Origin of the sequence: Mesopusillimonas faecipullorum (genome assembly GCF_020539505.1) — a bacterium.
GTDB lineage: Bacteria > Pseudomonadota > Gammaproteobacteria > Burkholderiales > Burkholderiaceae_B > Mesopusillimonas > Mesopusillimonas faecipullorum.
The window spans coordinates 256848-272035 of record NZ_JACDXW010000004.1 but is presented as its reverse complement, the minus strand read 5'-3'; the positions used below and the strand labels follow the sequence as shown (position 1 = coordinate 272035).

Sequence of the window (15188 nt, the reverse complement as noted above, 5' to 3'; positions counted from 1 at the left end):
GCGACATGCGTAAACTGGTACTGTTTGATTTCGATGGCACATTAGCCGACACGGCCCCCGATCTGGCGCTTGCCGCCAACCAACAACGCGAACGTCAGGGTCTGCCCCCTTTGCCTTACGAGCAATTGCGTCCTATGGCCTCTCAGGGGGCGCGTGGCCTATTGCGCGTCGCGCTGGGTCTTGTGCCCGAAGACCCTAACTACGAGGCTCACCGCCTTCAGTTTCTCGCCGACTACGAGAGCTGCATGAATCAACATGCAGCTCTGTTTCCCGGCGTACGCGAACTACTGGACACCATCCATAACCATGGCCACGCCTGGGGCATAGTGACCAATAAGCTGGAATACCTGGCCAGACCCATCATTCGACACCTGGGCCTCGAAACAGAAAGCGCAGCCATAGTGGGCGGAGACACCGCCGGCCACGCCAAGCCGCATCCTGCTCCCCTGTTATATGCGGCACAACAAGCCGGTTTCGAACCCCACGATTGCCTTTATGTAGGTGATGACGCTCGCGATATCGTCGCCGGCAAGGCGGCAGGCATGCCAACCATTGCCATTCGCTACGGCTACGGCTGCCCCGAGGAAATTCCTGACTGGCAAGCTGACGCCGTGGCAGATAGCCCCGCCGATATCTGGCAAGCGGTGCAGAAGCTTTCCGCAGCGTCCAACAAGGGCACTGCCTGATTCGACTGTTGCCACCCCGCGCTGTAAGCCGCAACGGGGTTAAAGCACAGCCTGCAAAACTCGTGCAACCCTGACAATGCGCTGGGCATCACGCTTACGCGTGAGCCTCGGGCAGCGCTTAGAAAGCCATACCATGGGCCGCAACAGCCGACTTAAACGGCGCAGCATCAGCACAAGCGAGGGGTCTTGCACCTGGTTCAGATAGCGTTGCAACAGTGCGCCCCCCTGTGGCAGCACTTCGCTCTCGTCCAGATGCGAGAAAGCGTCACCAAAATATAGAAAAACGTCGTACGCCCGAGTAGCCGCTACCGACAAGGCATAGCCATGACGCTCTTCGAAGTCGATGCGGTAAAAGCCGTCAGCCTGCTCGGTCACGTTGCGAAGCTGCGCCCCGCCGTGCCAACAACCCTTTACGTGCCAGGCAGCCAGATCATCAGCGAGCCTTTCAAACAGGGTGATTTTTTCTGCAGCCGAGAGATGCTCGACAATCTCGTCGAAGCTCTGACCTACATAAGACAGTACCAAACACTCGTCGTTCTGAAACAGCACCAAGGGAACACGCCGACCCTCACGGCTCAGCTCACGCAGGCGTGCGGCCTCTTGGCGTATGCCACCCGTGCGCAATTGCCCTGGGGCCACCCACTCGCCAAACGCAAGGCGACAGCCTATCGCTGCCAGGCAGGCCCGTGCCGTCGCCCAAGATTTCGGTCGCCCGCGTTTGAACACAAAAGTCTGGCCATCGATCTCGAATAAGCCGGTTTCCGCTTGAGCGTCGGCACATAGACTGATGGCCCGCGCCTCCAGCCGCTCCAGCGGCACATCTGCGCGCTCATTCATTATCCTAGCTCCAAAAATTTCCCAGCCCTTGTGTTCTGCGCACACTGCAGATCAGCGCCAAGCGTAAATTACAAGCGCAAAACCTTAGCATATTTGCCCGGGCTCCAAGGGCGGCGTTTCTTGAACGCCCTTTCCCCACCCGTTTTTTCATACTGCTGCAACGTTGACCCCCGATACTGCTCCTGTTTTTCTGAACCCATAACGGAGTGCTTCCATGGCTCAACAAGATATCATCGACAGCGAAGACCTACCCACCAACCTGACGCAGAACGAACATTTTCAAGACGTCGTAGCCCGCGCCACTGAGCGACGCGGCTTTCTGAAAAAGGGTTTGGGCCTATCGGCAGCCCTTTTCCTGGCAGGCCCTCTGGCTGCCTGTGGCGGCAGCAGCGGTAGCGACGACAGCAGCGCTGGCGGTGGTGACGGCGGCGATGGCGGCGGCACCCCTGCTGAGCCCCTGCTCGGCTTCAAGGCCATAGGCATCAGTACAGCGGACACCATTACCGTCCCCGAAGGCTACAGCGCCGTTTCGTTCGTACCCTGGGGAACCCCCTTGATGGCGGGTGCGCCGGCGTGGAAGGGCGACGGCTCGGAAGATGCTGCGGCACAGGCGCTACAAGTCGGTGAGAACCATGACGGCATCCATTACTTTGCCATCGACGGCAAAAATGGCGAAGGCGAAGACAGCACAGAAGGTTTGCTGGTCATGAACCACGAATACTGTACGACAGTAGGTGGCGGCACCTACCAGTGGCTGTTCGGGCCTAACCACTCCCCCGAAGACTGGGACTTGGATAAAGCCCATAAGTCCATGAATGCCCACGGCGTTTCTGTTATTCATATCAAGCGCAGCAATGGCAAGTGGGACATCGTCCAGGGTTCGAACTACAACCGCCGCATTACCGCTCAAACCGAAATGGAACTGACGGGCCCTGCAGCCGGCGACGTACTCGTACGCACCAACGCAGACCCCACCGGTCGCAAGGTGTTCGGTACTATCAACAACTGCGGCAACGGCTGGACCCCGTGGGGCACCTACCTGACCTGTGAAGAGAACTTCAACAACTACTTCGGCACCACCCACGCCGACGGCGACCAGCGGGACGACGCTCAAAAGCGTTACGGCTTGTCCGCCACCAGCACCGGCTACCGCTGGCAAGAAGTGGTCGATCGTTTCGATTACGTCAAAGAGCCTAACGAATCCAATCGCTTTGGCTGGATCGTAGAAATTGATCCCTTCACGCCCAACTCCATTCCCAAAAAACGCACAGCCCTGGGCCGCATCAAACACGAAAACGCTGCTTACAACCTGACGGCCGATAAGCGCATCGTTGTGTACAGCGGCGACGACCAGGCCAACGACTACATCTACAAGTTCGTCTCCGAGGGCAAATTCGTCGAAGGTGGTGACAACAGTCGCCTGCTGGACAAAGGCAAGCTGTATGTTGCCAAGTTCAACGCAGACAAGGCGGATGACGCCGACTTCCTGGGTAAAGGCGAATGGGTCTTGCTGGATAAGGACGAGAACGCCACTTTGCGCGCCGACGCACGCTTCCCCAACCAAGCCGCTGTCCTGGTTTATGCTCGTCTGGCCGGCGACGCAGTGGGCGCCACCAAGATGGACCGCCCAGAGTGGGTCAGCGTTCACCCCAGCAACGGGGACGTCTACGTCACGCTGACCAACAACAGTGGCCGCGCCGAAAGCAATGCTGCCAACCCACGCAACGAAAACATCTATGGTCACATCGCCCGCTGGCGTGAAACCGGTGGCGACGCTGCCGCCATGACTTTCGAGTGGGATATTTTCGTGCTGGCAGGCAACCCCAACGTTTACGGTGACGACGATGCCCGCGGTCGCGCCGGCTCGGACAACATCACCAAAGACAACACCTTCAATAGCCCCGACGGCCTGGGTTTCGACAAAGCCGGTCGCCTGTGGATACAGACGGACGGGCAATACTCCAACGCTGGGGACTACGAGGGCCAAGGCAACAACCAGATGCTGTGTGCCGACCCGGTTACCAAGGAAATCCGTCGCTTCCTGGTGGGGCCCAAAGAGTGTGAGGTCACCGGCTTGACCTTTACGCCCGACAGCAAGACCTTGTTCATCAACATCCAGCACCCCGGTGAGCGTGGTGACAGCCACTGGCCCAACGGTAGTGGCATGCCGCGCTCTGCCACGGTTATTGTGACCAAGGACGACGGCGGCGTGATCGGCAGCTAAGCCGCTGCTTAAGCATTACAACCATAACAGCAGGCTGCCCAGCAGTCTGCCATCATCTCAGGCACGGGGAACAGCATCGCTGCTTCTCGTGCCTTTTTCTTTCTGATATGGATAGGCTGATAGACTCTCTTTTTCATGGTGAATGCAGCCCCGAACGTTCGCATCGACCCAGTTGCCTGATCTATCGGCGACATACGCAATCCGGCCACTTGATAACACGCTTTGGTGCTGGGCGCGTCGTGATCATTGGTCTGCTGCTGACGGGCCTGTCTGCTGCGGTAGGCTTGATGGGTATTGATGTCGCCCACTTCTGGCTGACCCTGGTCCTGCTCGGCGTGGGCTGGAACTTCGGTTTCATCGGCGCTTCCGCTCTGGTGCTCGAATGCCATCGACCGGAAGAAAAGACCCGCGTGCAATCGCTCAATGACTTCATCGTCTTCGGTACGATGGCGGTCGGCTCCTTTGCCTCGGGCGGACTGCTGGCAGCCTATGACTGGAACACGGTGTTGTGGGTGTCGTTTGTGCCGCTTGCAGTGGCCCTGCTTGCCCTTGTCATCGTGCCTTCAATGAAGAAGATTGATGCTACCGGGATTAGAGGGTGATCTGTCTCACACATCCAAAGAAATGATTTCGCCGCTTCTTGGCATACACTTGTTGCTCCAGAAAACGCCGCCAGAGCCTTGTGCGGCCTGCCGCCTGACGAGTTTTATTCATGAATGCCCACACCCCAGCCTCACCCCCACAAAATCGCAATCTGAATCTGCTGGTCGCCGCACAAGCGTTGGGCGCGGCGACGCCCCCCATCATCATTTCTTTAGGCGGGCTGGTTGGGCAGATGTTGTCCAGCAATCCCTCTTTGGCCACTCTGCCCGTCAGTCTTTACCAATTAGGTTTGGCGCTTTCGACCATCCCCACCGCCTTTGCCGCCAAGAGATGGGGGCGGCGTAACACGTATCTCATGGGCGGCCTGGTGGGCGCTCTTTCCGCCTTGCTTGCGGCTTGGGCCATTTTTGAAAATAGCTTCGTCTATTTCTGCCTAGGCGTCACCTTGGCCGGTTTTTACGCCGCCTGCGTACAAAGTTACCGCTTTGCCGCCGCCGATACAGCCACCCCCGAACATCGTGCACGCGCGATCTCGCTCATTATGGTGGGAGGGCTGATCGCTGCCGTCTTAGGGCCCCAGGTGGTCATCTGGACACGCGAGGCCTTACCCGCCACCCCCTTCGCCGGCAGCTTCATCAGTATGGCGGTTTTGGCATTTTTAGCTTTGCCTTTAATAGCCAAATTGCGCATCCCCAGAGCAGCCGCAGCAGCCCATACCCACACGAGCGGAAGACCGCTGCTGCAAATCGCGCGAACACCGCGTTTTCCAGTGGCTGTACTGGCCGGGGTCGTCTCTTTCGGGTTGATGAGTTTCATCATGACAGCTGCCCCCATGGCGATGGTGGGCTGCGGCTACAGTGTGGGTACCGCAGCGCTAGGCATACAGTGGCACGTACTCGCCATGTTCGGCCCCAGTTTCTTTACCGGCAAGCTCATAGAGCGTTTTGGCAACAACGCCTTGACCGCCTTTGGCCTGATTCTGATTGCCGCATCGGGAATGCTGGCATTGGGTGGCCTGGCGCTTACCCACTTTTGGGGCTCGCTGATTTTATTGGGCGTAGGCTGGAATTTCAGCTTTATCGGCGCCACTTCAATGGTGACCGACTGCTATCAGCCTAGCGAACGCGCCAAAGTTCAGGCCGTGAATGATTTCCTGGTCTTCGGCACGGTTGCTGCCGCTTCGTTCTTCTCTGGGCACTTGCTGAACACCGCCGGCTGGGAAGCCATCAATATGTACATGATGCCCATTGTGGCAGTGGTGCTGATGGCGCAGTTATGGCTGGCCAGGACAGAGCGCAGGCAAGCCACAAGCTAAGGCTCTGCCCCCCAAGCAGCTTCATTTAATAAGTGGCACGCTAACAGCATCCTGCCCCGCGCCTGCTGGCAAAGTCCATTCGCGCCAAATTGCAACCAGCAGCGCCATCAAAACCGGCCCTATGAATAAACCGACCAAACCCATGGTCTGCACCCCTCCGACCAAACCAAAGAAGGTGGGTAAAAACGGCAACTTGACCGGGCCGCCCACCAGTCTAGGCCTAAGGGTCTTGTCTACAATGAACAACTCGACCGTCCCCCAGATAAATAGGCCGACACCCGCCACCAGATCGCCAGAGCCGATCAAGTAAAGCGATACCAATGTGAAAGACAGGGGTGCCCCACCCGGTATCAGGGCCATAAAGCCGGTCACAGCCCCGAGCAGCACAGGGGAAGGCACGCCGGCTATCCAGTATGCCAGCCCAAGCACCACCCCCTCGCCCAGCGCAATCAAGCCCATACCCGTTACGGTTGAGTTGATAGTAGCGGGCACCATGCGGGAAAACCGTTGCCAACGCTCGGGCAGCAGACGCTCGCCGACGATATCCAGCTGACCCACTATGCGCATGCCGTCTTTGTACATAAAGAACAGCACAATCAACATGAACAGCACCGTAAGCAGCAGCTGAAAGACATTGCCTGTCGCTGACAGCAACATGCGATAAATATTGCCCAAGTGCTCGCCGCTGACGGCTTCGACCAGCTCTCCGAGGGCATGTGGCTCACCCAAATAGGTGCGCCAGTGTTCGGCCACCCATTCGCCCATGATGGGCAGGTCGGTAATCCAGGTGGGCACTTGAACCCCGTGTCTGTTGGCAGCCAACGCCCAACCTATGAAGCTGCTGGCTTCCTTGACGGCAAAGGTAAGTGCCATGGACAAAGGAATGATGAGCACCAGCAACACCACGAGCAAGGCCAAGGTAGCCGACAAGGCGTTGCGCCTGCCGACGCGATGCCACAAGCGCCAGTACATAGGCCAGCTAGCCAGACAAATGATGAAAGCAGCCAGCACAGGGACCAGAAAGCCGCGTAAAAAATAAACGCCCGCCAACAAGACCAGAACCAGCAACCATCGAGTAATAAGCCAAGCAGGAAGAATAGGTTGCATAGGGAAATGCCGGTGGGCGGGACGGAGAAAGAGGGAACGAAGGCTTAAATATACATAGGCTTGTTATCAGCCAAGTTGAGCCAACCTCTGACAATGCGATAGATAATCCACACGGCATTAGCCAGCAGAATCAGGTAGCCGACAAGTAGAAATATTGTAAAAGCCCCGATGATGCCCCAGAGCAGACCAAACCAGAACGTACGAATTTGCCAGCGAAAGTGCGAAGCCAGCCAAGTACCCTGCACATCGCTCAACTTGACGTAGTTGATGATAATAGCCACTAAACCGGTAATGCCTACAAAGAAGGAAGCTGCTTGCAGCGCATAAATGACTGTGGTGATAGTCTTGGCAGACTTCAGGCGAGGATCTTCGCCGCCCACAGGGGTGACATTGGGGGAGCTCAGGTCTTGCATGGATATTCCTTTTAGCAACTTAGACAAGGGGCCGGCAGCGCTGGTTTTCAACGCAGCGTAATGCTAACAAGCCCCCGCCCCTGTCGCAAACGGAAAACCGCCCCTCACTTTATAACCATTTCATCTAAATAAATTTAATAACTTTCGTTTCTATTATTAGCGGTCCATGTCATGATGCAAAGCAAAGCTATTGGCTGACCGCCTTTACAGGCAAGCGGCCCAAGCATCTAGTCATTCAACGGATCATCGCATGAGCATAGAAGTTCGCAACGTCCATAAGCAATTCGGCGATTTCACCGCCCTGCACAACGTCTCGCTGCAGTTTCCAGACGGCGAATTGACAGCGCTGTTGGGCCCTTCAGGTTGCGGCAAGACCACCCTGCTGCGCATTATCGCCGGCTTGGCCCAAGCCGATAGCGGGCAGATTCTGCTTGATGGTCAAGACGCCTCGCGCCAGCACGTACGCGAACGTCAGGTGGGTTTTGTGTTCCAGCACTATGTACTGTTCAAGCACATGACAGTGTTCGACAACATTGCTTTCGGGCTACGCGTCAAGCCGCGTAGCGAACGCCCCAGCAAGTCCGAAATCCACGAACGCGTCATGCGCTTGCTCAGTTTAGTGCAACTGGACTGGCTGGCTGACCAATACCCTTCCAGCCTTTCGGGCGGCCAGCGCCAACGCATCGCCCTAGCCCGCGCCCTGGCGGTAGAACCGCGCGTACTGCTATTGGATGAGCCCTTTGGCGCACTGGACGCCAAGGTTCGCAAAGAACTGCGTCGCTGGTTGCGGCGCTTGCACGACGAGCTGCACGTGACCAGTATTTTTGTGACCCACGACCAAGAAGAAGCCCTGGAAGTCGCGGACCAGATCGTCGTCATGAACAAAGGGCGTGTCGAGCAATTAGGCACCCCGGACGACGTTTACAACCGCCCCGCTTCGCCCTTCGTTTACGGGTTCCTTGGCAACGTCAATCTTTTCCATGGCCGCGTGCGTCAAGGCGTACTGGATACCGGCGGCTTTGAATGGCAGGCACCTGACCACGCCCTCGTAGAGGATGCCCCCGGTACCGCTTACGTGCGCCCCCACGACCTGGACGTAGCGCGCTACGAGCCTGGCGCCAAGGGCATCGTCGCCCGCTTGCTGCACGCCCACGCCATCGGGCCGCTGGCGCAACTAGAGCTGGCCCGCGCCGACAACGACGACATTATCGAAGTGATTATTCCCAGCGAGCAGTACGCACAACTGGCCCCGCGCGAGGGGGAAGACCTATTGGTTACACCCAGACGGGTGGATGTGTTCTTGGAAACAGCGGGATGAAACAGGACGGCCCGGATTGTTTCTTAAGGGCTGCAACAGAGTAAAAAAAATCGCATCCGCCCCCATATGTAACAGGGGTGGCGCGTAAAGTATCGTATCATTGAACGTGAATACGAAACACTTCCCGCATACCACCCGCCCCTGATGTCGCTCATCCTGATCCTTGCCCTGCCTTTCTTAGGCAGCCTGCTGGCTGTTGCCTTGCCGGCTAATGCCCGCAATGCCGAAGCCTGGCTAGCAGGCTTGATTTCCCTTGCCTGTGCCGGTCTTACCATCGCGCAATGGCCCGCGATCTCCAGCGGTGAAGTCATCGAAGTCTCGCGCCCTTGGCTCACGGGCGGCATCCCTATAGACCTTAGCTTGCGCATGGACGGTTACGCCTGGCTGTTCGCCATGCTGATCACCGTGATGGGGGCGCTTATCGTGCTTTATGCACGATATTACTTATCTCCCGAAGACCCGGTCCCGCGTTTCTTTTCTTTCTTCATGCTTTTTATGGGCGCCATGTTGGGCGTGGTGCTCTCTGGCAATCTGGTTCAGCTCGTGGTGTTCTGGGAACTGACCAGCCTGTCCTCGTTCATGCTGATTGCCTATTGGAACCACCGGCTCGATGCTCGGCGGGGTGCCCGCATGTCGTTCATCATCACGGGTTCGGGGGGGCTGTGCCTGCTGGCCGGAGTCCTGATGCTGGGCTATGTCGTGGGCAGCTATGACCTGGACAAAGTGTTGGCTGCCGGCGACGTGGTCCGTGCCCACCCTTGGTATCTGGCCATTTTGATACTGATCGCACTTGGCGCCCTTACCAAAAGCGCGCAGTTTCCCTTTCATATCTGGCTGCCCAACGCTATGGCAGCACCCACGCCGGTCTCCGCCTACCTGCACTCGGCCACCATGGTCAAGGCCGGTGTGTTTTTGTTGGCGCGATTCTGGCCAGTCCTGGCCGGCACCGATGCCTGGTTTTATATTATTGGGGCCGCAGGGCTATGCTCTTTAGTGCTGGGGGCCTACGCCGCTATCTTCCAGCAAGATATGAAAGGCGTGTTGGCGTATTCCACCATCAGCCATTTGGGGCTGATCACCTTGATGTTGGCCCTTAACAGCACACTGGGCCTGGTCGCAGCCATTTTCCACATGATGAACCATGCCACCTTCAAGGCATCGCTGTTCATGGCGGCGGGCATTGTCGACCACGAGACCGGCACCCGGGATCTCGGACGACTATCAGGGCTACGCAAAGCCATGCCCATCACCGCCACGCTGGCTATGGTGGCTGCCGCCTCAATGGCCGGCGTGCCGCTATTGAACGGCTTTCTGTCCAAAGAAATGTTCTTTGCTGAAGCCGTGGTGGCAGACCACGACGCACTCGTCAGCTCCGTCCTCCCTCTTCTAGCCGTGGTGGCCAGCGCTTTTAGCGTCACCTACTCCCTGCGTTTCATTATGCAGGTGTTCTTTGGCCCCCCGGCTACCGATTTGCCCCGCACCCCTCACGAGCCGCCTCTTTGGATGTTGCTACCCAGCGGCTTGCTGGTGCTGATCTGTCTGCTGGTGGGCATCCTGCCCATGTACACCCTCGGGCCATTTCTGGCACAAGCCGCCCACTCTATCCTGGGGGTTAACACCCCACACTACGACCTCAAGATCTGGCATGGCTTCAATCTTCCGCTGGGTATGAGTCTGATGGCCATGGTAGGCGGCATCATCCTCACCTTTGTGCTGGATAACCGTCCGCATATGAAACCCGGCCGGGCACCGCTCATCTATCGCTTCAATGGTCGTCACACTTTCGACACCCTGCTCGAGTGGATAGATTCAGCCGCGCACTTCCTGCACGAGCGCCTGTTTTCTCCGCACTTGCAACGACAGATGATTGTCATTGTGGTGGGGACTTTTATCGTGGCCATGCTGCCTTTGCTCAGTTCAGGCGGGTGGCTGAATGCGCAGTTCCACACCACGGTGAACCTGTTTTTCGTCATGCTCTGGATAGTCGGCTGCGCATGCGCAATCGGCGCGGCGCATCAGGCTAAATACCATCGCCTGACTTCACTGGCGCTCTCCGGCGGTGCCGGGCTTATCACCGCGCTTACCTTTGCTTGGTTGTCTGCACCCGATCTGGCTTTGACTCAACTGGCCGTCGAGGTTGTCACCGTAGTGCTTATCTTGCTGGGCCTGCGCTGGTTGCCCCCGCGTATCGCCGCACAAGAAAGCCATATCGTCACCACGATCAGCACCCGACTTCGCCGCGTTCGCGACCTTCTGGTGGCGATCGCCGCCGGCGCCGGCATGAGCCTGTTGGCTTACAGCATACTCACCCAACCCGCGCACACCGACCTTGCCGAGTTTTTCTTGCGCAACGCCTTGCCCGAAGGGCATGGCTCTAACGTCGTCAATGTCATTTTGGTCGACTTCCGCGGCTTTGACACCCTGGGCGAAATTACCGTGCTGGGTATCGTCGCGCTGACGGTTTATGCCCTGCTGCGACGCTTCCGTCCATCACCCGAGAGCATCAAAGACGGTCCACTGCGCCGCCAGCAAGGGGCCAACAACCCATCTGCCGACACTCCGGAACCCGAACCTGATCCCGAAGCCATGCTTCCGCGTCAGCCCATGACCATGCCGGCTGTGCTCGTCAGGCTGCTGCTGCCTATCGCCGCCATGGTCTCACTGTTCTTCCTTCTGCGCGGTCACAATTTGCCCGGTGGTGGTTTCGTCGGAGGCCTCATCTTCGCTACCGCCATCATCCTGCAGTACATAGTGGGTGGCGTGGTCTGGGTCGAATCCAGGCAAAGCATACGCCCCCAGAAATGGATAGCCATTGGTTTGCTGCTGGCAGGCGGGGCCGGTATGTGGGCTTGGTGGACAGGCCGCCCTCTGATGACGGCACAGATTTACGATATTGCCCTGCCTTATATCGGCACCTTGCACCTATCCAGCGTGCTGTTCTTCGACATCGGCGTTTACATGCTGGTTATCGGCGCTACCGTGCTGATGCTGGTAGCGCTGGGCCACCAGACCTTGCGCTTCCGCCGTAAACCCGCTGCCAAAACCACAGAATCAGGAGCCCCCGCATGGAAGTAGTCCTTTCCATTGCCATCGGCATTCTCTGCGCATCGGGCGTCTGGCTCATTCTGCGCCCGCGTACTTTTCAGTTCATCATGGGTTTAACTCTGCTTTCCTATGCCGTCAATTTGTTCATTTTCAGCATGGGCAGCATACGTGTAGGCGGTGCGCCGGTCATCGACCAGGCCACTGAGATCGATCCCAGTATGTATACCGATCCGGTGCCCCAAGCCTTGGTGCTCACCGCTATTGTTATCGGTTTTGCCACGACGGCACTGTTCCTGGTTGTTCTGCTGGCTTCCCGCGGTCTGTCCGGCAACGACCACGTCGACGGCCGGGAGGCAGACCTGTGAGCTTCTGGCTACAGCACCTGCCCGTTCTGCCCATAGTACTGCCGCTGATTGTCAGCGCACTATTGCTATTGTTAAAAGACAGTCGCAGGCGTACGCGTTTGGCGCTCTCCTATGTATCAGTCTTGGGGCAGCTGGCGATTGCACTGTGTCTGCTTTATGTCAGCATGGGCGGCTTTGCTTCGCAATGGCCTCTGCATATTGCTGTGTATTTGTTGGGCGACTGGCTTGCGCCTTTCGGCATTCTCCTGGTCGCCGATCGCCTGGCAACCATCATGCTGGTGCTCACCGCCATTCTGGGATGCGCAGCATTACCCTATGCCTCGGTACGCTGGGAGCGTGCGGGCGTCCACTTCCTACCCTTGTATCAGCTTTTGCTGATGGGCTTGAACGGTGCCTTTCTCACAGGCGACCTCTTCAATCTCTTCGTCTTTTTCGAGATCTTGCTGGCAGCCTCGTATGGTCTGATGCTGCATGGTTCAGGCGAGCAGCGCGTCAGCGCGGGGCTGCACTACATTGCCACCAACCTTATCGCCTCGTTCCTGCTGCTGATTGCCATCGCCATGATCTACGGCGTCACTGGCACCTTGAACATAGCCGAACTGGCCGCTCGCGCGGGCGCACTGTCGGGGGGGAATCGCCAACTCTTCGAGGCCGCCGCCGCTATCCTGGGCGTTGCCTTTCTTATCAAAGCAGCCGCATGGCCCCTGAACTTTTGGCTGCCCAGTACCTATGCTTCGGCCTGCGCCCCCGTTGCGGCGCTATTCGCCATCATGACCAAAGTGGGGATTTATTCCTTGCTGCGCATGGGCTCCCTGCTGATACCCACCGGAGCACCTGCTGCTTTTGGCGGCGAATGGATGTACGCAGTCGGCCTGGCTACGCTGCTTTTTGGCACCATAGGCATAGTCGCCACACAGCAAGCTGAACGACTCATTGGTTACTGCGTGATCATGTCATCGGGTACTTTGCTGGCCGCACTGGGCATGCCGGGTGTCACCCTGACGGGCCCCGCCCTTTTTTATCTGATCAATTCCGTATTGGCGATAGGCGCCTTCTATTTGCTCATCGAGATGGTAGAACGGCCACGACGTTTCGGTGCCGACGTTTTGGCGGTCAGTCTTGAAGCTTTCGATCTTGAAGATCCCTCCATGTCCGATCGTTCCGACGATGTGGTCGGTGTTGCGATTCCGGCCGCCATGGCATTCCTGGGCATGTCCTTCGTCTGTTGTGCCCTGCTGGTCATCGGGCTCCCGCCGCTATCGGGCTTCGTGGCCAAGTTTACGATTCTGTCGGCAGCAGTGCAGTCTTCCACTACCGATGCACCTTCCCTGGCTGCATGGTCCTTGGTGGCCTGCGTGCTGATATCGGGCTTGGCCGGCATCCTTGCGCTGTCCCGAGTCGGTATTCGTCTGTTCTGGGGCGAAGAAATTGTCACGCCACGCTTGCATCCCAGCGAGGCTGCGCCGGTCGGGATTCTACTGTTACTATGTTTAGGGCTGACCTTCTGGGCCGAACCCGTCATGGAATTCCTGGATGACACCGCACAGTTGCTGGATAACCCGCAAGCCTACATCGAGGCAGTTTCAAGTGCGCCCGCCGTACGTCAGATTGGGGAGGCCACCCCATGAAAAAAATTGTCTACTGGCTAGTCCTGCCCTGCATTCTGCTGGCTGTTTGGCTGCTGCTCAACCGCTCGGTTTCTCCTAGCCACATTGCCATAGGCGGCATCTTGGCGCTGCTGCTGGCATGGGCGGCAATGCCTCTTCGGCCACTGCGCGCTACGCCTAAACGCCCCTGGGTGCTAGTTGTCTTATTGGTCCATGTCATCATCGACATCATTCGCTCTAACATACAGGTCGCACGCCTGATCTGGCTAGGGCCCAAGTCGCACACGCCCGGCTTCATGCGTATTCCCCTTTCGCTGCGCGACCCTCACGGACTGGCCTTGTTGTCTTGCATCATTACTTATACGCCGGGTACGGTGTGGGCCGGTTTCTCGGAAGACAAAGGCTTGCTGACTTTGCATATACTTGATCTTAAAGATCAACAATATTGGATAGATCTCGTCCAACAACGCTACGAACGCCCCCTGAAGGAGATCTTCGAATGAATACCGTGTTGTACTGGTCGGGCATCTTTGCTCTGTGCTGCTATGCACTGGCACTCATGTTCGCAACCTTCCAACTGATGCGGGGCCCCACCCCCCAAGACCGCATTCTTGCTTTGGACACCATGTACGTTAACGGTATGCTCATTGTCCTTGTATTGGGCGTACTGTTTGGCACAAGTTTGTATTTCGATATTGCATTGTTAATGAGTATGTTTGGTTTTGTCAGCTCTGCCGCCTTAGCCAAATTCCTCCTTCACGGAGAGGTTATACAGCCATGAACGAACTCCCTCTCTGGGTCACCATTCCCGGCAGTCTGCTACTGGTCATCAGTGGCTTCCTGACGCTTACAGGTTCACTGGGCTTAATCCGCCTCAAGCGCTTTTATTCCCGCCTGCACGCCGTTACTTTAGGCAACACACTCGGTGTCGGCTCTGTCATCGTCGCCTCTATTCTGGCAGCATCCGCCGAAGTTCAACGACCGGTACTTCATGAAATCCTGATTCTGATGTTTTTGGTCTTGGTTTCACCGGTCACGGCCATCCTGCTCATGCAGGCCGGTCTACGTCGCGACCCTCGCCGCCCCGTCCCTGAAGACTGAAGCGTCCTTTGGCACGGAGCGGGGTCAGTCGTGTGTTATGTTCCTTCACAGGAGGTTTACCATGCGAACCCTGCACACCTTGTCCAGCCTGGCAGCCGGCATCATCATGGCTGCGGCAGTCTCACACGCTCATGCTCAAGGCAGCAACTCAGCACCGAACGACCCCTGGTACGCACGCTACCAAGCAGATCTGGCAAACTGCGAGACACTTGCCACACCGGACGCCAAAGCCAATTGTCGCCAAGATGCCGGTGCAGCCTACGAAACGGCTCGTAAAGGCAAACTGCATGACACCGGCGCCTCGGAGCTGAACCAGAACGCTTTGCAGCGTTGCCAGAATCTGCCGTCGCATCTGCGTGACGAATGTCTAAGCAATATGCAGCAAGGCGCCAATACGCAGACTTACGGCAGCGTATCGGGCGGCGGTATTTTGCGACGCACCGAAATTCCCATCCCCTCTGAGCCCGTGCCCATGCCCGGCCAAACTCAGATCATCACGCCTCAAACTGCCGACCCCGCGCTCAGCGACCTGCCACGCACGGGTAAGGTGATGCCTTAACGCTCAAG

15 protein-coding genes and 1 pseudogene are annotated in these 15188 nt (G+C 57.5%); 12 read left to right on the top strand and 4 right to left on the bottom strand.

Annotated features, from left to right (window positions below; all coding sequences use genetic code 11):
• Positions 1-5: 5 nt before the first annotated feature.
• Positions 6-686: a phosphoglycolate phosphatase gene (gene gph / locus H0484_RS09575; RefSeq protein ID WP_226954348.1), complete on the top strand. Its 681-nt coding sequence runs from the start codon at positions 6-8 to the stop codon at positions 684-686.
• Positions 687-725: 39 nt separating this feature from the next.
• Here gph and H0484_RS09570 read toward each other — a convergent pair whose 3' ends face one another.
• The gene (locus H0484_RS09570) at positions 726-1523 is read right to left on the bottom strand and encodes a hypothetical protein (RefSeq protein WP_226954347.1); all 798 of its coding nucleotides are present in this window, start codon (positions 1521-1523) and stop codon (positions 726-728) included.
• Between the two features lie 214 nt (positions 1524-1737).
• On the opposite strand from H0484_RS09570, the gene H0484_RS09565 reads away from it, so the two are divergent.
• A complete protein-coding gene (locus H0484_RS09565) occupies positions 1738-3747 on the top strand; it encodes a PhoX family protein (RefSeq protein WP_226954346.1) in 2010 nt (669 codons plus the stop codon).
• A gap of 8 nt (positions 3748-3755) precedes the next feature.
• On the opposite strand, the gene H0484_RS15170 is transcribed toward H0484_RS09565, so the two are convergent.
• Positions 3756-3884 (bottom strand): hypothetical protein, encoded by a 129-nt coding sequence (locus tag H0484_RS15170; RefSeq protein WP_255644800.1) that lies wholly within the window; start codon positions 3882-3884, stop codon positions 3756-3758.
• A 63-nt stretch (positions 3885-3947) separates the two neighbouring features.
• Between H0484_RS15170 and H0484_RS09560 the strand changes: the two are divergent.
• Positions 3948-4349 (top strand): annotated as a pseudogene (locus tag H0484_RS09560) (MFS transporter); the annotation flags it as partial.
• 110 nt (positions 4350-4459) lie between these two features.
• Positions 4460-5665 carry an MFS transporter gene (locus H0484_RS09555; RefSeq protein ID WP_226954345.1) on the top strand — a complete coding sequence of 402 codons (1206 nt, stop codon included), beginning with the start codon at positions 4460-4462 and terminating at the stop codon, positions 5663-5665.
• Positions 5666-5686: 21 nt separating this feature from the next.
• On the opposite strand, the gene H0484_RS09550 is transcribed toward H0484_RS09555, so the two are convergent.
• Complete coding sequence (locus H0484_RS09550) at positions 5687-6772, bottom strand: AI-2E family transporter (protein WP_226954344.1); 1086 nt, start codon at positions 6770-6772, stop codon at positions 5687-5689.
• 44 nt (positions 6773-6816) lie between these two features.
• Positions 6817-7185 (bottom strand): DUF4870 family protein, encoded by a 369-nt coding sequence (locus H0484_RS09545; RefSeq protein WP_226954343.1) that lies wholly within the window; start codon positions 7183-7185, stop codon positions 6817-6819.
• A gap of 250 nt (positions 7186-7435) precedes the next feature.
• Here H0484_RS09545 and H0484_RS09540 point away from each other — a divergent pair, with 250 nt between their 5' ends.
• The 8 genes from H0484_RS09540 to H0484_RS09505 all read left to right on the top strand — a co-directional run bounded on the left by H0484_RS09540 (position 7436) and on the right by H0484_RS09505 (position 15180).
• Entirely contained in the window at positions 7436-8503 is a 1068-nt protein-coding gene (locus tag H0484_RS09540) for a sulfate/molybdate ABC transporter ATP-binding protein (RefSeq protein WP_226954342.1), read from the top strand.
• Between the two features lie 144 nt (positions 8504-8647).
• Entirely contained in the window at positions 8648-11578 is a 2931-nt protein-coding gene (locus H0484_RS09535; protein ID WP_226954341.1) for a monovalent cation/H+ antiporter subunit A, read from the top strand.
• A complete protein-coding gene (locus tag H0484_RS09530) occupies positions 11569-11913 on the top strand; it encodes a Na+/H+ antiporter subunit C (RefSeq protein ID WP_226954340.1) in 345 nt (114 codons plus the stop codon). Before H0484_RS09535 ends, H0484_RS09530 begins: the two co-directional genes overlap by 10 nt.
• Positions 11910-13541 (top strand): monovalent cation/H+ antiporter subunit D, encoded by a 1632-nt coding sequence (locus tag H0484_RS09525; RefSeq protein WP_226954339.1) that lies wholly within the window; start codon positions 11910-11912, stop codon positions 13539-13541. The genes H0484_RS09530 and H0484_RS09525 overlap by 4 nt, the downstream gene beginning before the upstream one ends.
• Positions 13538-14023 carry a Na+/H+ antiporter subunit E gene (locus tag H0484_RS09520; protein WP_226954338.1) on the top strand — a complete coding sequence of 162 codons (486 nt, stop codon included), beginning with the start codon at positions 13538-13540 and terminating at the stop codon, positions 14021-14023. Before H0484_RS09525 ends, H0484_RS09520 begins: the two co-directional genes overlap by 4 nt.
• On the top strand, positions 14020-14301 hold the full coding sequence (locus H0484_RS09515; RefSeq protein WP_226954337.1) for a K+/H+ antiporter subunit F: 282 nt from the start codon (positions 14020-14022) through the stop codon (positions 14299-14301). The genes H0484_RS09520 and H0484_RS09515 overlap by 4 nt, the downstream gene beginning before the upstream one ends.
• The gene (mnhG, locus tag H0484_RS09510) at positions 14298-14621 is read left to right on the top strand and encodes a monovalent cation/H(+) antiporter subunit G (RefSeq protein WP_226954336.1); all 324 of its coding nucleotides are present in this window, start codon (positions 14298-14300) and stop codon (positions 14619-14621) included. Before H0484_RS09515 ends, mnhG begins: the two co-directional genes overlap by 4 nt.
• A gap of 61 nt (positions 14622-14682) precedes the next feature.
• A complete protein-coding gene (locus tag H0484_RS09505; RefSeq protein ID WP_226954335.1) occupies positions 14683-15180 on the top strand; it encodes a hypothetical protein in 498 nt (165 codons plus the stop codon).
• Positions 15181-15188 lie beyond the last annotated feature (8 nt).